Origin of the sequence: Hydrogenophaga sp. BPS33 (genome assembly GCF_009859475.1) — a bacterium.
Classification (GTDB): Bacteria; Pseudomonadota; Gammaproteobacteria; order Burkholderiales; family Burkholderiaceae_C; genus Hydrogenophaga.
In genome coordinates this window covers 2,996,307-3,017,134 of the sequence record NZ_CP044549.1, presented here as the reverse complement: position 1 = coordinate 3,017,134, position 20,828 = coordinate 2,996,307, and the positions used below count along the sequence as shown (strand labels likewise).

4 protein-coding genes are annotated in these 20,828 nt (G+C 67.0%); all 4 read left to right on the top strand.

Features of this window, described 5'->3' with window-relative positions; genetic code table 11:
* Window position 1: 1 nt before the first annotated feature.
* The 4 genes from F9K07_RS13980 to F9K07_RS13965 are packed head-to-tail and all read left to right on the top strand — an operon-like array spanning window position 2 to window position 20,815.
* Window positions 2-847: a serine aminopeptidase domain-containing protein gene (locus F9K07_RS13980; RefSeq protein ID WP_159594016.1), complete on the top strand. Its 846-nt coding sequence runs from the start codon at window positions 2-4 to the stop codon at window positions 845-847.
* The gene (locus tag F9K07_RS13975; RefSeq protein WP_159594015.1) at window positions 844-19,161 is read left to right on the top strand and encodes a non-ribosomal peptide synthase/polyketide synthase; all 18,318 of its coding nucleotides are present in this window, start codon (window positions 844-846) and stop codon (window positions 19,159-19,161) included. The genes F9K07_RS13980 and F9K07_RS13975 overlap by 4 nt, the downstream gene beginning before the upstream one ends.
* Complete coding sequence (locus F9K07_RS13970; RefSeq protein ID WP_159594014.1) at window positions 19,158-19,952, top strand: serine aminopeptidase domain-containing protein; 795 nt, start codon at window positions 19,158-19,160, stop codon at window positions 19,950-19,952. Before F9K07_RS13975 ends, F9K07_RS13970 begins: the two co-directional genes overlap by 4 nt.
* Entirely contained in the window at window positions 19,949-20,815 is an 867-nt protein-coding gene (locus F9K07_RS13965) for an alpha/beta fold hydrolase (protein WP_159594013.1), read from the top strand. Before F9K07_RS13970 ends, F9K07_RS13965 begins: the two co-directional genes overlap by 4 nt.
* Window positions 20,816-20,828 lie beyond the last annotated feature (13 nt).

The following is a 20,828-nucleotide window of genomic DNA, read 5'->3' as shown; positions in this document are numbered from 1 at the left end:
CATGGCAGAGCAAACGCTGATCCTGGGCACCGACAACCACCTCGTCGCCACATTCACCCCCGCCGCGCACCCTTCCTCGGATCCGCCCCGTTGCGTCGCCATCCTGTCCAACTCGGGCGTGATCCCCCGCGTGGGCCCCCACCGCATGAATGTGCAGCTCGCGCGCCGCTTTGCGGCATTGGGCGTGCCGTCGGTGCGCTTTGACATGAGCGGCTTGGGCGACAGCTTGCGCGCCAGCGGCAACCTGCCTGTGATTGACCAATGGGTGGCGGACACCCAAGCCGTCATGGACGCGGCGCAGGCGCGCTATGGCTGCGACCAGTTCCTCATGATCGGCTTTTGCTCGGGGGCGGTGGTCGGCCATCTCGTGGCCCTGCAAGACAGGCGCATGCGCGCCGTCTTGCTCTGGGACCTCTATGCCTACCCCACGCTTGAGTTCCGCGTGCGTACTTTCCTCTACAAGCTGCGGCGTGCAGGCATGGTGGGCGCCATGAAAAAGTTGTGGGCAAGAGTCTCTGCGGGCTTTCGCGCCACGCCCGATGCGGCGCCCGAGACCGCGCGCTGGATCGGCATGTCGACCTCGCCGCCCATAGAGGAGTTCGTGCAGCGCGCGCAGACATTAACCGCCGACGGCGTGGAATTGTTCTTCGTTTTCTCCGGTGGTGAACCGGAGTTCTTCAATCACAAAGGACAATTCAAGGCCATGTTTGGCCGATACCCCTTCTTCGACAAGGTGGCGTTCCACTACCTTGAGGTTTCAGACCATCTGGTCACCAGCCTCAAGGCGCAATCGGCCTTTCTTTCCATGACCGAACTCTGGCTGCGCCAAAGGATTTTGAAACAATGATCGATTCTGCTGGGCTCGGCGTGCTGCTGCCATTGACAGACAACAGCGGCACGGAGACCGAGACACTGGCATCGATGTTCGCCACGCGCTGCGAGCAACATCCGCAACGCCTCGCATACGCCTTTGTTCGAGACACACTGGGGCTATCCGAGTCCATCACCCATGCCGAGTTGTTCGAGCAGGTGTGCCAAGTCGCAGACGCTCTGGTGGCCCAGACCCGATGGGGAGATCGCGTCCTGCTGGTCTACCCTCCCGGCCTCGATTTCGTGCGCGCCTTCTGGGCCTGCGTCATCACCGGCCGCATTGCCATCCCCGTCCCGGCTCCCGATGCCGCGCGCTTCAAGAACAGTGCCCCCCGCCTGCTGACCATTCTCAAGGACGCCTCCGCTCGGCTGATGATGGTGGGCAGCGAGCTTGGCGAAACCCTGACGGCCCTGCAGGAGATGGTGGCGGGAGAGCAGCGCATCCTGTGCAGCAGCCTGGACATGCTTCCTCGCGCCACGGCCCCCGGCCAGCTGCCCGCCGACAGCCAGCTCGTGACGCCGGACACCATTGCGTACCTGCAATACACCTCGGGCTCCACGTCCGCGCCGCGCGGCGTGATCCTGACGCACCGCAACATCGTGGCGCAATGCCACAGCGGCGCGCGCGCAATGGGCATGACCCCGCAAAGCCGCGCCCTGACCTGGCTGCCCCATCACCACGACTACGGCCTGGTGCTGGGCCTGCTGTGGCCATTCGACACGGGTATTTCTTCGTACCTGATGTCGTCGCTGACCTTTCTGCGCCGTCCGTTGCGCTGGTTGGAAGCCATTGCCCGTTTCGAGATCACCCACACAGGCGGTCCCAACTTTGCCTACGCCGCCTGCGTGCGCGCGCGCCAGCAACAACCCGAGTGGCACGCCGACCTGAGCAGCCTGCGATCGGTCAGCTGCGGCGCCGAACCCATTCAGCTGGCCACCATGGAAGCGTTCGCAGCTTCCTTTGCGCCGCATGGCCTTTCAGGCACCGCGATCATGCCGTCCTACGGCATGGCCGAGACCGTGCTGGGCATCACCACCACACGGATGAACCAAGGCTGCCGCGCGCGCACGTTGCACGTGCCTTCGCTGGAGAACCATCAGGTCGTGTATGTCGCCGATGGCACGAGCGACAGCCGCGCCATCGTGGGTTGCGGCGTGCCTTTCGAGGGCATGGAGCTGCGCATCGTCGACCCCCACACGCAACTGGCCCTGCCCAGTACATCGGTGGGCGAAATCTGGGTGCGCGGCACAAGCGTCGGACAGGGCTACTGGGAGCAACCGCAAGCCTCGCAAGCCACCTTCCAGGCCTGCCTCGCAGACGGCGAGGGCCCGTTTCTGCGCACAGGTGACCTTGGATTCCTGGACGACGGGGAAGTCTTCGTCACCGGGCGCCTCAAAGACCTGATCATCGTTCGCGGGCGCAACCTCTATCCCCACGATCTGGAGTGGACGGCGCAATCGACCGACACCGCCTTGCGCGTGGGCTATGGTGCTGCTTTCTCCATTGAAGGACCGGAAGGCGAAGAAGTCGCACTGGTGCAGGAAGTCGAGCGGCGCGAAAAGTCCAAGGACCTCGGCCATGTCGCGGTCCAGATCCGCAAAGCCATCGCCGAGACCTACGAACTGCCCTTGCACGCCGTCGTGCTGGTGCAGGCGGGCTCTCTGCCACGGACGTCGAGCGGCAAGATCCGTCGCAAGAGCTGCCGCCAGGACTACCTTGAAGGTCGCTTGCAGGTGCTGCACCGCGACGAAGCCATGCTCGTGGACGTGGCCGAAGCGGACGACGACCATCTGCCCGCCCTGGCATCGCAACTGCGCCAGCTCACCGACCCGGCGGCCCAGCGCCACGCCCTGGAGCAGTTGCTGCTCAACCGTGTCGCCCATTTCACGCGCAGGTCGCAGGACGAGCTCTCACTGGATGCCTCGGCCATCGAATGCGGGCTGGATTCGCTCACCAGCTTCCGGATGCTCCAGTCGCTGGAGGCGATTCTGGATTGCGCGCTGCCCTCCTCCCTCATGCTGGCCGCACCCGATCTGCGCAGCACCGCCACGCGCATCCAGGGGCTGCTGAACGAAGGCAGCGCCCAGCCGAGCGTTCTGGTTCGAGACGCCCTGGCCCGGCGCGAGGGCCTGCTGGCGCTCTCGACGCGCCAGCAGCGCATGTGGTTCTGGCAGGAGCTCGCCCCGGGCACCGCGCTGTACAACATTCCGATTTCCCTGCGCATGGAGGGTCCGCTGGACGCGGCGCTCCTGCAACGCTGCCTGATGGAACTGATCCAGCGCCATGAAATCCTGCGCCTGCGCTGGGTCAATGTGGAGGGGGTCCAGCGCCAGCGTGTGGAGCCCCTGGAAGACTGGCGCATGCGCCACGTCCTGCTGGACCCACACGACGAGCAGGCGGCCCGGCGACAGCTCGACGCCATTGCCACCGAGGAAGCCGCCTACGCCTTCGACCTGCTGAACGAACCCGCGGTGCGTGCCACCCTGGTGACGCTGACCCCGCAACTGCACCAATTGCTCTGGATCTTCCACCACAGCGTGAGCGATGGCTGGTCCATCCAGCTGATCCTGGACGAGTTGAGCCAGCTCTACGCCGCCCGAGCCAAAGGGGAGGACCCCCAGCTTGCGGCGGCGCACCTCCAGTACCTCGACTTTGCCGAATGGGAATCCCGGTGGCTGGACAGCGGCGTGCGCGAACGCGAACTGGGTTACTGGAAGAACCAGCTGCGCGATGCCCCGCTCTGCCTCGAACTCCCCACCGACCACCGACGCCCGGTCCACCAGCAATTCCGTGGCGGGCGTCTCGATCTGCATTTCACGGCGGCGCAGCACCAGGCATTGCTGCAGGCCGCCAAGGCCAGCGACACCACGCTCTTCATGGTGCTGTTGGCGGCATGGCAAGTGTTGATGCACCGCTACAGCGGCCAATCCACCGTGGTCACTGCCTCGGCCATTGCCAACCGTTCGCGTGTCGAGTTCGACCGTGTCGTAGGCTACTTTGCCAACACCCTGCCCTTGCGCAGCGACTTCGCACCGGGCATGACGGTTGCTGAGCTGCTCTCCCAGGTCAAGGCCACCTCCCTGGGCGCTTTTGAGCACCACCACGTCCCGTTCGAAGAGGTGATCGAAGCGCTCGATCTGCCCCGAGATCGAAGCCGCATGCCGCTGACGCAGACCTTCTTCGTCCTGCAGCCACGCGAGCCCGCCCAATATGGCATGGGAGATGTGGTGGCCCGACGCCTGCCGTTGGGCAGCACGGTCGCCAAGTTCGACTTGAGCCTGGAACTGCAAGAGACCGACGAGGGCCTGCGCGGCTGGATCGAATACGACCGCGACCTCTTCGAGCACGCCAGCATCGCGCGCTTGGCGAGCCATCTGGCCAATGTGCAGGCCGACCTTTGTGCCCATCCCGCGAAAGCCATCGGTCATCTGGAGATGCTCACACCGGTGGAACGCCACACCCAGCTGGTCGAGTGGAACGGCACGGCCCGCGCCTTGGCCAGCGACGCCCCTATCCATACACTGATCGAGCAGCGCGTGCGCGAGGCGCCCGACCACGAAGCGGTGGTGTCGGGCCAGCAGCGCATCAGCTACAAGGAACTCAACCGCCGCGCCAACCGCGTCGCGCACCAGCTGCGCCGACTCGGTGTGAAGCCCGATGTGCGGGTGGGCATCTGCATGGAGCGCTCGGTGGAACTGGTGGTCGCCTACCTGGCGGTCCTCAAGGCCGGCGGTGCCTTTGTGCCTCTCGACCCGGAACTGCCATCGGAGCGCCTGGCCTTCCTGCTGCACGACACCTCGGCCCCTGTGGTGCTGACGCAAGCGCACCTGAAGGAGCGGCTGCCGGCGTCCGTTGGCGCCACCCCCTGCCAATTTCTGGAGCTCCCCCCCGACGCCGGGCCCGCCACCGGCCCACTCGAAGACGACCTGGACCCTGTTTGCGTCAACGCGCCGGACGACCTGGCCTACGTCATCTACACCTCGGGCTCGACCGGGCAGCCGCGGGGCGTGATGGTGCCGCATCGCGCCCTGAGCAACCACGCGCTGTGGCAGGTCGACAAGCTCTCGATGGCCCCGCACGACCGCCTGTTGCAGAAGACCACCATCAGCTTCGACGCCAGCATCTCGGACTTCTACCATCCGCTGCTGGCCGGCTCGACCATCGTGATGGCCGAACCCGGCATGCACCGCGACACGGGCTACCTCATACGCGCCATCCGAGATGAGCGAATCACACAGCTGGTGCTCGTGCCCTCGCAACTGCAGGCGCTGCTGGACGACCCCGACTTCGCCAACTGCCGCGACCTGCGCTGGGTCTGCTCGGGAGGGGAGGCGTTGAGCCTGGAGCTCGCGCAGCGATTCCGCCTGCAGTTGCCCCATGCCATCCTGGGCAATTTCTACGGTCCGAGCGAAGCCACTATCGACACCACCCTTTTCGAGGCGACGGGGCCGTTGAAGGATGCCGACACTGTGCCGATCGGACGCCCTGTCGCCAATGCCCAGTGCTACGTGCTGGATGCCTGCGGGGAACTGATGCCCGCAGGTGCCGTGGGCGAACTCCACATCGGCGGCGCTGGTCTGGCGCGCGGCTACCTCAACCGCCCCGATCTGACCGCTGCGCTGTTCGTCCCCCACCCTTTCGAGCAGGGCCAGCGGGTGTACCGTACGGGCGATCTGGTGCGCTGGTTGCCCGACGGCCAACTCGAATACATCGGTCGCCGGGATTTTCAGGTCAAGATCCGCGGCGTGCGCATGGAGCTCGGCGAGATCGAAGCTGCCCTCAAGAGCCTGCCGGGGGTCCGCCAGGCCGTGGTGCTGGTGCGCGAAGACGTCGCCGACCTCAAGCAGCTGGTGGCCTATGTGGTGGGCGAACAAACCGACCCACCCACCCTGAGGCAGGCATTGCGGCAGCAATTGCCCGAAGCCATGGTACCCAGTGCCATCGTGCCATTGCCCGAGCTGCCCACCCTGCCCAACGGCAAGCTCGACCGCGCGGCGTTGCCCGCGCCCCATGCCACTGCATCGCAGAGCGGGCCGGCATACGAAGCGCCGCAAGGAGACGTCGAGTCCCGCATGGCCGCGATCTGGTCCGAGCTGCTCGGCGTGCCGCACGTGGGCCGTCACGACACCTTCTTCGAACTCGGTGGCCACTCGCTGCTGGTGATGCGCATGGTGAGCCTGCTGCGGCACGCGGGCTACGACCTGAGCGTTCGCGACGTGTTCAACACACCAACGCTGTCCGCACTCGCGAGCATGGCACAACCACTCCAGCCGGTGCCCGACGCGCCCTGGGTGGCCAAAGGCGTCATTCCGACCGGCTGCATGTCGATCCAGCCCAGCATGGTGCCCCTGTGCGCCCTGACCCAGGCGGAACTCGACAGCCTCGGCGCTCGCGTCCCCGGCGGCGTGGCGAACATCCAGGACATCTACCCGCTCGCGCCGCTGCAAGAGGGCATCCTGTTCCACCACCAGTTGGACACCGAAGGCGACATCTACCTCACCCGCGTGCTCATTGCTTGCGACGACGCCGACCTCCAGAACCGCCTTGTGACATCGATCCAGGCCGTGGTCGACCGGCACGAGGCGCTGCGCACCGCGGTGCTGTGGGAGGGTTTGAGCGAGCCCACGCAGGTTGTGCTGCGCCATGCACCTCTGAACGTCGTCCAGGTCGACGTGCCTGCAGGCGCTGACGCGCTGGAAACCCTTCGCGCCGCCACCGACGCCAACCGTGTGCGACTCGATCTGAGCCGCGCGCCACTCATTTCGGTGTTCGTCGCACAGGATCCGAGCCAACGGCGGATCCTGGTCGCCCTGCTCACGCACCACCTCATCAGCGATCACGTGTCGATCGCGGTCATGCTGGAAGAAGGTCTCGACATTCTCGAAGGCCACACGCCGCCCCGCGTTTCGAGCCAGCCCTACCGGGACTTCGTCGCGCTCTCGCGCCAGACCGATCTGCAGGCGCACCAGCGCTACTTCGAACGGCAGCTGGCCGGTGTGAGCGAGCCCACCGCCCCCTTTGGCGTGCTGAGCGTCTCCGCCGACCAACGCGAAGCCGGCGTCGCCGGCCTGGCACTGGACCACACCCTGGCTGCCCTCATCCGGCGGGCAGCGCGCGTCCATGGCGTCAGTCCTGCGGTGCTGTTCCACGTTGCGTGGGCGCTCGTGGTCGCCCGCTGCGCCAGCGTGGACGATGTGGTGTTCGGCACCGTGCTCTCAGGCCGCCTGCAAGGCACCACGGGCCTGGAACGCACCGTGGGGCTGTTCATCAACACCCTGCCCGTTCGCGTGCCGCTGGCCGGACAGTCCGTGAAAGACGCGGTGCAGGCCACCTACCAGCGGCTGATCGAACTGGTTGAACACGAGCACGCCTCTCTGGCGTTGGCGCAGCACTGCAGCGCCGTGCCGACGACCTTGCCCCTGTTCAACAACATTCTCAATTACCGGCACGGGCGCGCCGACATGCACGTGACCAGCAGCGGCGCTCACCTGCCGCGCCTTCCGGCGGGCCTGAAGATGCTGGGGGCTCAGGAGCGTACCCACTATCCCATGGGCATTTCGGTCGACGACCTGGCCGATGGCTTCGCGCTGGAAGCACAGGCGGTCGGCGGCATCGACGCGCAAAAGCTCGCACAGTATCTGGCCCACGCGGTGGAACAGCTGGCGCACGCCCTGGAGCAGGAGCCCGAGAAGCCCGTGCTCGCGTTGGAAATCATTTCGCCCGAGGAACAGCACGCCTTGTGGCTGGCGGGCAACGCCAACGCCAAGGCCTACCCGCTGGACGAGCCCGTGCACCGGCTCATCGAGCGCCGTGCGGGCGCATCCGCCCAGCACGAGGCGCTGGCCTTCGGGCCGCAACGCCTGAGCTTTGCCGAGCTCAACGCCCAGGCCAACCGCCTGGCCCACCACCTGCGCACGCTGGGCGTGGGCCCCGATGTGCGCGTGGCCGTGTGCATGGAGCGCTCGATCGAACTGGGCGTGGCCATCCTGGCCGTGATGAAGGCCGGTGGCGCCTTCGTCCCCATGGACCCCGAGCTGCCCAGCGAGCGCCTGGGCTTCATGCTGGCAGATACCGCCGCACCGCTCATGCTCACGCAGTCCCATCTGCTGCAGCGACTGCCTGCGCCCGATGGCGCGCAGCGCTTGAGCCTGGACACCTTGCTGCCCACCCTGCCCGAGGTGGATGCGCACGACCCGCCCGCAGCCAGCGGGCCCGACGACCTCGCCTACGTCATCTACACCTCCGGCTCCACCGGACAGCCCAAGGGCGTGATGGTCACGCACCGATCGCTGTGCAATCTGCTGCACTGGACCCAGGAGACCGTGCAGATGGTGCCGGGCGATCGCATGCTGCAGGTCATCACCATCAGCTTCGACCCGGCCATCGTCGATCTGCTCCTGCCCTTGATGGCGGGCGCCACGGCGGTGCTGGCCGCCGTGGGCGAACAGCGCGATGCCGCTGCGCTGGCGCGCACCCTGCGCGATGAGCGCATCACCCACGTGAGCCTGGTGCCCTCGCACCTGGGCGTTCTGCTTGAGGAGCCACCGCTGGCCCAATGCAGCGCTCTGCGCCATGTCATCTGTGGCGGCGAAGCGCTCCCCTGGGCGCTGGTGCGCCAGTTCCAGCAGTGCCTGCCCCAGGCGACGCTGGGCAACTTCTACGGCCCCACGGAGACCACCGTGACCGCCGCGCACGGCCTGCCACTGGAGCACGACGACGACACCGCCGCCACCGTCCCCATCGGCCGCCCCATTGCCAACACCCAGTGCTTCGTGCTCGATGCGCGCATGCAGCCCGTCCCCATGGGCGTCATCGGCGAGCTCTACATCGGGGGCGCCGGCCTGGCCAGGGGTTACCTGAACCGGGCGGACCTCACCGCCGAGCGCTTCCTGCCCCACCCCATCGAGGCCCACCAGCGCCTCTACCGCACCGGCGACCTGGTGCGCCGACTGCGCGACGGCCGCCTGGTCTACCTCGGCCGTGCCGACAGCCAGGTCAAGGTCCGTGGCATCCGCATGGAGCTTGGCGAAATCGAGGCCGCCCTGCTCGAGCTGCCTGCCGTGCGCCAGGCGGTGGCCACCGTGCGCGAGGACACCCCGGGCCTCAAGCGCCTGGTGGCCTATGTCGTGGGCCACGACATCGACCTCGACGCACTCAAGTCCGCCCTGGCACGGCGACTGCCCGAGGCCATGGTGCCCAGCACCATCGTCACCCTTCCCCAATTGCCCTCCCTGCCCAACGGCAAGATCGACCGCGCCGCCTTGCCCGTGCCCGATGCCACGACGGCGCAAAGCGGGCCGGTGTACGAAGCTCCCGTGGGAGACGTCGAGTCCCGCATGGCCGCAATCTGGTCTGAGCTGCTCGGCGTACCGCGTGTGGGCCGCCACGATTCCTTCTTCGAACTGGGCGGCCACTCGCTGCTGGTGATGCGCATGGTCGGTCTGGTGCGGCAGGCTGGGTTCGACGTCACCGTGCGCGCCGTCTTCAACAACCCCACCCTGGCGGCGCTGGCCTCGGCCTCACCCCGCCTGCAGGCACAGGCAGTGCCGATGCAGTCCGATACCGCCCCTCGCATTCCGCCGGGCTGCACGGTCATCGAGCCGGACATGCTCCCCTTGGTCGACTTGACGCGCGAGGAGCTGGACACCATCAGCGCACACATGCCTGGTGGTGCCTGCAACATCCAGGACATCTACCCTCTGGCGCCCTTGCAGGAAGGCATCCTCTTCCACCACCGGATGGACACCAAGGGTGACATCTACCTCTCGCGCGCACTGCTGTCCTGCGAAGACGCCACCCTGCCCGCGCGTTTCGTGGCCGCGCTGCAGGCCGCTGTGGACCGGCACGAAGCCCTGCGCACCGCCATTTTCTGGGACGGCCTGGGCACACCGGTGCAGGTGGTGCTGCGCCAGGCCAAATTGAACGTGGCCACGGTCGACGTGCCGCCCGGCGCCGACGCGCTGCAGACCTTGCGCGCAGACACCGATCCTGAGCACACCCGTCTGGACCTGACCCAGGCGCCGCTGTTGTCGATCCGCGTGGCGCAGGATCCGCAGAACCACCGCGTCTTGATGGCGGTACTCGCGCACCACATCGTCAGCGACCACGTTTCGCTTGCGGTGATGATGGAAGAAGGCATCGAGTTCCTCGAGGGCCGCCAACCGCCACCCAAGTCTGCCCATGCGTACCGCGATTTCGTCGCGCTCTCGCGCCAGGGTGCAGATGCATCGCACGCGCGCTACTTCCAGCAGCAATTGGGCGATGTGACCGAGCCCACGACCGCGTTTGGCGTGATGCCCTCGCCCACCGGCAACGGCCCCTTGAACACCATGGGCGTGTCGCTGGAGCCGGCCCTTGCCGGTCGGCTTCGCCACCTGGCCCGCGTCCAGGGGTTCAGCCCTGCGGTGCTGTTCCATGCCGCGTGGGCGCTTGTGCTCGCGCGCTGTTCGGGCAGTGACGACGTGGTCTTTGGCACCGTGCTCTCGGGGCGGCTCGAGGGCACGGTCTCCATGGAACGCACGGTAGGACTGTTCATCAACACCCTGCCCCTGCGCGTGCCCCTGAAGGCTTCGGTGCACGGTCTGGTCCACAGCGTCAATGCCCGGTTGCGCGAGCTCATCGAGCACGAGCATGCCTCCCTGGTCCTGGCCCAGCGTTGCAGCGGCGTTGCGCCGGCCACGCCGCTGTTCAACAGCACGCTGAATTTCCGGCACAGCCGTGCAGACATGCGCGTCTCTCCCGACATCGCCAACCCCAGCCACCTCGGCGGCAGCCGTTGGCCCGAGGGCCTGCAGATGCTGGGCGCTGAAGAGCGCACGAACTACCCCCTCGGTATCGCCGTCGACGACCTGGGCGAAGCGTTTGCGCTGGAAGCACAGGCGGTCGGCGGCATCGACGCGCAAAAGCTCGCACAGTATCTGGCCCACGCGGTGGAACAACTGGCGCACGCCCTGGAGCAGGAGCCCGAGAAGCCCGTGCTCGCGTTGGAAATCGTCTCGCCCGAGGAACAGCACGCCTTGTGGCTGGCGGGCAACGCCAACGCCAAGGCCTACCCGCTGGACGAGCCCGTGCACCGGCTCATCGAGCGCCGTGCGGGCGCATCCGCCCAGCACGAGGCGCTGGCCTTCGGGCCGCAACGCCTGAGCTTTGCCGAGCTCAACGCCCAGGCCAACCGCCTGGCCCACCACCTGCGCACGCTGGGCGTGGGCCCCGATGTGCGCGTGGCCGTGTGCATGGAGCGCTCGATCGAACTGGGCGTGGCCATCCTGGCCGTGATGAAGGCCGGTGGCGCCTTCGTGCCCATGGACCCCGGCCTGCCCAGCGAGCGCCTGGGCTTCATGCTGGCAGATACCGCCGCACCGCTCATGCTCACGCAGTCCCATCTGCTGCAGCGACTGCCTGCGCCCGATGGCGCGCAGCGCTTGAGCCTGGACACCTTGCTGCCCACCCTGCCCGAGGTGGATGCGCACGACCCGCCCGCAGCCAGCGGGCCCAACGACCTCGCCTACGTCATCTACACCTCCGGCTCCACCGGACAGCCCAAGGGCGTGATGGTCACGCACCGATCGCTGTGCAATCTGCTGCACTGGACCCAGGAGACCGTGCAGATGGTGCCGGGCGATCGCATGCTGCAGGTCATCACCATCAGCTTCGACCCGGCCATCGTCGATCTGCTCCTGCCCTTGATGGCGGGCGCCACGGCGGTGCTGGCCGCCGTGGGCGAACAGCGCGATGCCGCTGCGCTGGCGCGCACCCTGCGCGATGAGCGCATCACCCACGTGAGCCTGGTGCCCTCGCACCTGGGCGTTCTGCTTGAGGAGCCACCGCTGGCCCAATGCAGCGCTCTGCGCCATGTTATCTGTGGCGGCGAAGCGCTCCCCTGGGCGCTGGTGCGCCAGTTCCAGCAGTGCCTGCCCCAGGCGACGCTGGGCAACTTCTACGGCCCCACGGAGACCACCGTGACCGCCGCGCACGGCCTGCCACTGGAGCACGACGACGACACCGCCGCCACCGTCCCCATCGGCCGCCCCATTGCCAACACCCAGTGCTTCGTGCTCGATGCGCGCATGCAGCCCGTCCCCATGGGCGTCATCGGCGAGCTCTACATCGGCGGCGCCGGCCTGGCCAGGGGTTACCTGAACCGGGCGGACCTCACCGCCGAGCGCTTCCTGCCCCACCCCATCGAGGCCCACCAGCGCCTCTACCGCACCGGCGACCTGGTGCGCCGACTGCGCGACGGCCGCCTGGTCTACCTCGGCCGTGCCGACAGCCAGGTCAAGGTCCGTGGCATCCGCATGGAGCTTGGCGAAATCGAGGCCGCCCTGCTCGAGCTGCCTGCCGTGCGCCAGGCGGTGGCCACCGTGCGCGAGGACACCCCGGGCCTCAAGCGCCTGGTGGCCTACGTCGTGGGCCACGACATCGACCTCGACGCACTCAAGTCCGCCCTGGCACGGCGACTGCCCGAGGCCATGGTGCCCAGCACCATCGTCACCCTGCCCCAGTTGCCCTCCCTGCCCAACGGCAAGATCGACCGCGCCGCCTTGCCCGTGCCCGAGCAGTCGGCCACCGGCCACGACAGCGCCTTCGTCGCGCCGCGCAACGCCACGGAGCAAACGCTTTGGGCGATCTGGGCCGAGTTGTTGCAGCACAGCCAGTTTGGCGTGCACGAGAACTTCTTCGAGCTGGGCGGCCATTCGCTGCTGGCCATGCAGGTTCTTTCGCGGGTGCGCAAGCAGCTGGGCCATGAAGTGCCACTGCGCACCCTGTTCGACGCGCCATCGGTAGCGGCATTCGCGCAGGCGTTGGGACACACGGTCGACGGCTTGCAGGTGGCAGGCATTCCCCGGGCCCCCGCAGGCACCGTCTCCGTCTTGACTGCTGCTCAGCAAGGCATGTGGTTCGCGCAGAAGCTCGACGGCGACTCGGCTCAATACAACATTCCGCTCGCCACACGGCTGCGCGGCCCGATCGACGTGGCAGCCCTCGAACGCAGTCTTCAGGTGCTGTGCGAGCGGCACGCGCTGCTGCACAGCCACGTGGTGGAAAGCGACGGCGTGCCGATGCTGCAAGAAGTTAGCGAAGCGCGCTGGCCGTTGCACCGGGTCGACCTGCCGGCGTCGGGCGCGCAACAACTCGGCAAGGCACTGCAACACGAACTGGACGCATTGGCTCACGAGCGCATCGATCTGGCGCTGGCGCCCCTGGCGCGGGCCACGCTGGTGCAGATCAGCGAGCAAGACCATGTGCTGCTTCTCGTGGTCCATCACCTGGCCTGCGACGGTTGGTCGCTCGACATCCTGTTGCGCGAACTCGCCACCGAATACGGAACGCAGCACCGCCGTGCACCCACCGAGCTGCCCGCAACCGCACTGCAGTGGCGCGACGTCGCCCTGTGGGAGCAGGCGCGCGCGCAATCGGGCGCATTGTCCAACTCGATGGACTATTGGCGCGGGCAGTTGCACGACCTGCAGCCACTGCGGCTACCGCTCGAACTGGACCGCGCAGATGCGCAAAAGGCCGACGAGGCCACCCTGGATGCCCTGACATTGCCCGCGCCCCTTGTCCGGCACATCGAGTCATTGGCCGCGCGCCACAACGCCAGCGTCTTCATGGTGCTGCTGGCCGCGTTCAAGCTGGTCTTGATGCGCCGTTCGGGCCAGCAGGACGTCGCCGTCGGCATGCCGGTGGTGGGTCGCGACAGCCCGGAGCTCGAGCCGATCGTCGGCCCCCTGCTCAACACCGTCGTCCTGCGCAGCCAGTTCCATGGTTTGAGGAACTTTGCCGATCTGCTGCAGCACGTGCGCAGCAACATGCTCGACGCCTGGTCCCACCAGGACGTGCCGTTCGACCGGCTGGTGGCCGAACTCGCGCCCCAGCGCGAACTGGACCGCACGCCGTTCTTCGATGTGCTCGTCAACGCCGCCGGGCGCTGGGACGGGCACCTGAAGCTGGACGGTCTTGCCACCGAGACCCTACCGCTGCGCTCGGCCGCGCCCAAATTCGCCCTCACCCTCTATATGCAGGCCTTGCCCGGCCAGGTGCACATGGGCGTGACGTACCGCACCGATCGCCTGTGCGCGTCCGCGGTGGGCCACCTGCTCGACCAGTTCTGCGTGGTGCTGCAACAGGCGGCGACGGAACCCGAGCGGCCATTGGCCGACTTCTCGCTGCTCTCCCCGCAAGGGCAGGCCCTGTTGGCAGACCCATCGGTGCCGCTGGAGCCGGGGCCGTTCACGCCCGTGATCGACAGGGTGCTGGCGCACGTCGCGCGGCAGCCGGCAGAGGTTGCCGTGCAATTCGCGCAGAGGTCCTACACCTATGCCGAGCTGGAAGCCTCTTCGCGCCATATCGCCCACCGCATGCGCGGCGCGGGTGTCATGGCGGGCGATGTGGTCGCCATCTCGGGGGCGCGCAGTGTGGCGGTGGTGGCATCGATGCTGGCGGCCCTGATGCAAGGTGCCGTGTTTGTCATGGTCGATCCCGCGATGCCCTTGCAACGCAAGCAATCGATGCTGCGCGAATGCAAGCCGCGCCTGATCTGCCTGATCGGAGACGCCGCCCATGATGCACAGGACTACGACGCCATCGACATGGAAGGCATGCTGGTGCTTCGCCCCCAGCTGGACGACATTCTGGCCGCCCATGCCGAGCCTGTTCCGGCCTTCCCGTGCGCCCGCGTCGGCGCGGACGATCCTGCCTACATCTTCTTCACCTCCGGCAGCACCGGCGTTCCCAAGGCGGTTCTCGGCCGCCACCGCGGCCTGAGCCATTTCATCGAATGGCAGCGTGAAAGGTTCGACATCACGCCACATGATCGCGTTTCGCAACTGGTGGGCCTGTCCTTCGATCCGGTGCTGCGCGACATCCTCCTGCCGTTGACCAGCGGTGCCACCCTGTGCATTCCGCAGGATAGGGACCTGCTCGATCCCTTGGCTTGGATGGGCCGCGAGTCCATCACCGTTGCGCACACCACACCGTCGGTCATGCAGGTGTGGCTGCGAGGAACCCGCTTGCAGCAACCCTTGCATGCGATGCGCTGGCTGTTCGCGGCCGGCGAACCGCTGCTGGACTCGCTGGTCAATGGCTGGCGCACCCGCTGTGGCACCGCCGGACGCATCGTGAACCTTTATGGCCCGACGGAAACCACCATGGCGCGTTGCTTCCATGTGGTCGACGAGGTGCCCAGCAGCGGCATCCAGCCCGTGGGCCTGGCCTTGCCGGACAGCCAGGTCCTGGTCCTGACACCCTCGGGTCAGCGCTGCGGCGTGGGCGAAAGCGGTGAAGTGGTGCTGCGCACCCCCATGCGCTCCCTGGGTTACCTCAATCGTCCGGAGGAAAACCAGCAGCGGTTCCGCCAGAACCCATGGCGTGACGGCGCAGCGGGCACAGAGCTACCTCCAGACGCGCTGTACTTCACGGGCGATCGAGGTCGCGTGCGCCACGACGGGAGCCTGGAGATCGCCGGGCGCCTGGACGATCAGGTGAAGATCCGGGGCGTGCGCGTCGAGCCCGCCGAGGTGGCCGCCGTGCTGGCGCGCCATGCCAGCGTGCAGCAATGCGCCGTGGTACCCGGTTCGGACAAGGACGGGCAGCCCATGCTGGTGGCCTATGTGGTCACCAAGCCAGGTCTGCAAACCACCGCCAGAGAGCTGCGGGCCGACCTGGCTCGGCAACTCCCCGAGGCTTACCTCCCCGCCGCCACCGTGTTCCTGCCCGCGTTGCCCATGCAAGCCAACGGCAAGGTGGACCGCCGCAAGCTGCCGGCACCGGGCGATCTGCAAACGCCCGCGCAAGAAGACCGTGTGATCGTCATGCCACGCGGCCCGCTCGAGCAGACGCTGTGGGACATCTGGCGCCTGGTGCTGCGCGCCGAATCGTTCGGGGTGTACGAAAACTTCTTCGAATTGGGTGGCCACTCCCTGCTCGCCACCCAGGTGGTCGCGCGCATTCGAGACGTGATGGGCGTCGAGTTGCCCTTGCGCGTGCTCTTCGAGTCCCCACGCATCGCGGATCTGGCCGCCGCCGTGGACGCGCACCTGCACCAAGCCTCGGGTGGGCATGCGCCTGCGCTGCCGGTGGTGGCGCGCGTTTCCCGCGATGAGCTGCTCCCCACCTCCTATTCGCAACGCCGCATGTGGCTGGTGCAGCAGTTCAACCCTGAAACCACGGCCTACAACATGCCCTTTGCGGTCCGCCTGCGCGGCGCGCTGGACACGGCTGCTCTGGTCGAATCCCTGCATCGGCTCACGGAACGGCACGAAGCGTTTCGCACCACGCTGGTGTCCGTGGACGGTGAGCCCATGCAGCGCATCGGGCCGGTCGAACGCGTCCCCGTTCAACGCGTGAACCTGATGCACCTGCCGGCGAGTGAACGCGATTCCGCCGCTGCGGCCATGCTGCGCGAATTCAGCTCTCGCACCTACGACCTGGCCCAGGGGCCGTTGCACCGGCCGACGCTGCTCCAACTCGACGAGCAGGACCACGTCCTGTACTGGTCTGTGCACCATGCCATCGGTGATGGCTGGTCCACCGGCATTCTGATGAAGGAGCTGTCGCTGATCTATTCAGCGGTTCTGCGTGGGCGTGAACCCGCCCTGGCACCGCTGCTGATCGACTTCGCCGACTACGCCAGCTGGCAGCGCCAGGCGTTGAACAGCGAGGCACTGGGCGATCAGTTGAACTACTGGAAGCAAACGCTCAAAGGCCTCGAGCCCCTGCCTCTGCCGATCGATCGCCGGCGACAGGGCCTGGACAAGGGACAGGGCGCGCGCGCCACCGGCACCTTCGCCCCCCAGACCCTGGCCGCGATACGGCAAGTTGCCGCCGAGCACAACGCCACACCCTTCATGCTGCTGCTCGCATGTTTCCAGCTCACGCTGGGGCGGTACTGCGGGGTGAAGGACGTGGCCGTGGGAACCCCGATTGCCAACCGCACGCAGGTCCACGCCGAGCATCTGGTGGGCACGCTGGTCAACACCATCGTGATGCGCACGGCGTTCGCCGACGATCTCACGTTCGTGGAGCTGCTCGAGCGCGTGCGCGAAACCGCGCTGGAAGCGTACGCACACCAAGACCTCCCCTTCGAGGCACTGGTGGAGGCGGTCGGCGTCAAGCGCACCACGGACACGGCGCCTCTGGTGCAGGTGCTCTTCAACGTGCTGACGGCCACCCAACCGGCCCAGGCGGTCGAAGGCATCGTCTACGACTTCTTCAAGTTTGACAGCGGCAGCACTCAATTCGATCTTGCGCTGGGGGTCGACACCCATGCGCACGGCAGGGCCAGCCTGTCGTATTCCACGGAGGTGTTCGAGCCGGCCACGGGCGAGCGCCTGTTGCGCTCTTTCATGGCGATCGTCGAGAGCGCCGTGGCGGATCCGCACCAGCGCCTGTCGGCCATCGACCTGGTGAGCGATGAAGACCACCAGCGCCTGCTGGCCTGGAACGACACCACTGTACCCACGGGCCCGGCGCACAGGGTCCACGATCTGATTGCACGACAGGCAGCGCGAACACCAACTGCTGTGGCACTTGAGCAAACCGGCCTGGGCGGGATCGACTACGCGGAGCTCGAAGCGCGTTCCAACCGCCTGGCACATGCGCTGCGAGAGCGTGGGATCGGGCGCGGTGCCCTGGTCGGGTTGTGCGTGGAGCGCAGCATCGACATGGTGGTGGCCCAACTCGCCATTCTCAAGGCCGGTGCGGCGTATGTGCCCCTGGATCCGGCGTACCCGTCCGACCGCCTGGCCTACATGGCCGAAGACGCCCAGCTCGCCCTTCTGGTCACGGAGTCCGCGCTGGTCCATGCTCTGCAATGGCCACGCGATCGCTCCCTGCTGCTCGATGTCGATATCGCCATCATTGCAGCTCAGCCCGATTCGCCGCTGGAGGCGGCCGACGAGCGCGACGCTGGCCCCGGCGACCCTGCCTACGTGATCTACACCTCCGGCTCCACCGGCAAGCCCAAGGGTGTGGTGGTGCACCACCAGGCGGTGGTCAACTTCCTCTCCAGCATGGCGCGCGAACCTGGCCTGAGCGCGGCAGACACACTGGTGGCCGTGACCACGCTGTCCTTCGACATCGCGGTGCTCGAGTTGCTGCTGCCCTTGAGCGTGGGCGCTCGCGTGCTGCTGGCGAGCCGGGATCAGGCGCTCAATGGCGAAGCCTTGCGCCAACTCATCGAGAGCAACCATGCCAACGTCATGCAAGCGACCCCTTCCACTTGGCGCATCCTGATCGAATCCGGCTGGCAAGGCTCGCCGAATTTCAAGGCGCTGATCGGTGGCGAAGGCTTGCCACAGGACCTGGCGGAGCTGCTGCTGGCGCGCACGGGTGAACTCTGGAACATGTACGGGCCCACGGAAACCACCGTGTGGTCCACGTGCTGGAAAGTAACCCAACCCGAACAGGGCATTTTCATCGGCAGCCCGATTGCCAACACCACCATCCACATCCTGGACGAGCAACAAAAGCCCTGCCCCATTGGGGTGCCGGGTGAAATCTACATTGGTGGTCAAGGTGTGACGCTGGGCTATCTGCACCGCGAGGAACTCACGGCCGAGCGCTTCATTCCCGATCCGTTCCAGCCCGGGGCGCGCCTGTACCGCACGGGAGACCGCGGCCGGTGGCGCAACAACGGACTGCTGGAGCACCAGGGACGGCTCGACTTCCAGGTCAAGGTTCGCGGTTACCGCATCGAGCTGGGAGAAATCGAATCCCAGCTGGCGTCCCATCCGCAGGTCGCCAGAACCGTGGTCATCGTGCGGGAGGATGTGCCGGGCGACGTGCGCCTGGTGGCCTACGTCGTGCCCCATGCCGAGATGCCGGCCGTGCAAGCCTTGCGCGACCATCTGCGCGCCTCCCTGCCCGACTACATGGTGCCCCAGCACTTCATCGAGTTGCCCAGCATTCCCCTGCTGCCCAACGGCAAGATCAACCGCCACGAACTGCCGGTACCGTCACAAGGTTCAACAGCCCACGCCGAAGACCTCGTGCTGCCGCGCACCCCGGCGGAACAGGCGGTGGCGCAAGTCTGGCAACGCTTGCTCGGTCTTGCGCAAGTGGGCGTGAACGACAACTTCTTCGACCTCGGCGGCCATTCGCTCCTGGCCATGCGAGCCATCAACGAACTCCACCAGCGGCATGGTGCCGTGTTGACGGTGCGTCAGCTCATTTTCGACAACCTCGGCCAGATCGCTGCCACCTTGAAAGACGTGCCGCACGCATCCGAGGCGGACCTCGATGAGAAACCGCGCGAGGGCTGGCTCGGCAAATTGATGGACCGCATCCGGTGAACCCGATCCGTTTTGGACCGCGCGAGCGGCAGCTGTACGGCGTGTTCCACCCGGCCAACCCCCAACGCCCGACCGGCAGGGGCGTGCTGCTGTGCAACCCGTTCGGGCAGGAGGCGGTGCGGCTGCACCGGCTGTACCGCGTGCTGGCCGACCGGCTCAGCCATCACGGCACGCATGTGATGCGGTTCGACTATTTCGGCACGGGCGAGTCGTCGGGTGCGGACGAGGATGGCGAGCTCGGTGGCTGGTGTGGCGACCTGCTCATGGCGGATGCCGAGTTGCGCAAGCGCTCGGGTTGTTCCAGCGTGAGCTGGGTCGGCGCGCGTCTGGGTGCCACCTTGGCCGCGCTGGCCTCGGCCAACGCCTCAAGGTCCATCGACAATCTCGTGCTCTGGGAGCCCATCCTCCAGGGCGACGCCTACCTTCAGGAACTTGAGGAAGCCGACAACCAGTTTCTCAATCACGTGCTCAAGCGCCCTGGCAAGCCGATCGCCCCCTTTACCGAATACATGGGTTTCTCTGTCAGCCCGAGGTTGGTGGAGCAGATCCGCCAGATCGACACCGCCCCCCTTAGCACGCTTCGTGCGCGCAGGGCCGTGGTGATGCACACCCCCGTGGCGCTGCGCCAGCCTGCGCTGGCCTCGGTGATGGCGCGTGCCGTGCCCGCGTGCGAGAGCGTGCCGTTCGAGCACGCATTCGACTGGACATCGGAAGAAGCGCTGAACACCGCGCTGGTGCCCGCCGAGGCACTGAAACTGCTGCAATCGTTGATCGATGGAGTTGAGCCATGAGCGAGATCCTGGTGGTGTTTGGATCGGACCGGCATCTGGCGGGCACCTTGAACCTGCCCGAAGGCGGCGAGACCGAGCCGGTGGGCGTTCTCCTCTACAACGCGGGCGTGATCTCCCGCATGGGTCCGCACCGCCTGAACGTCAAGCTGGCGCGCGACCTGAGCGCGCGCGGCGTGGCAAGCCTGCGCTTTGACTTGTCCGGGCAGGGTGACAGCCGCGTGTGCGCACAGGGCCACACCTTCGAGCGCCAGGCCGTGCTGGACCTGCAGGCGGCCATGGACCACATGGAGCGCATCTGCAACATCAAGCACTTCGTGGTTGGTGGCATCTGTTCCGGCGCACACACCGGATTGGCGGTCGCGGACATCGACCCGCGGGTGGTCGGCCTGTGGATGGTAGACGGGCACGCATATCCCACCCTCAAGTCGCTCTGGCGGCGGCGCATTCCGCAGCTCACGCGGCGTCCTCTGCAAACCCTGCTCCAGTGGAGCAAGTCGCTGGTGGGGTTGGCCCTGTTTCCCCTTCGCAGACTGATGAGACGCCAGAACCGCCACCTGGCCGTGCTGGACATGGGGCGTGAGACTCCCTCCAAGGAGGCCTTTGCAAACACCATGCAGACCATCGTCGACCGCGGTGTGGACGTCTTCATGGTGTACACCGCCAGCGTGTGGTGGACGTACAACTACGCTGGCCAATGGCGCGACAGCTTCAAGGACCGGGCCTTCGTGGACCAGGTGCGATGCGAGCACCTTCCGGAGATGGACCACACGGCCACACGCCTGTCGTCGCAGCGCTGGCTGATCGACAACCTGGGCAAGTGGGTCGACAACATTTGCGACCGCCCGCAACACACGGTGTGGTAGCGCGGCCTGCGGG

What these genes read in the sequence shown, in the direction of transcription:
- F9K07_RS13965 (WP_159594013.1), top strand. Translation starts at nt 19,949, where the DNA reads ATGAGCGAGATCCTGGTGGTGTTTGGATCGGACCGGCATCTGGCGGGC.
- F9K07_RS13975 (WP_159594015.1), top strand. Translation starts at nt 844, where the DNA reads ATGATCGATTCTGCTGGGCTCGGCGTGCTGCTGCCATTGACAGACAAC.
- F9K07_RS13980 (WP_159594016.1), top strand. Translation starts at nt 2, where the DNA reads ATGGCAGAGCAAACGCTGATCCTGGGCACCGACAACCACCTCGTCGCC.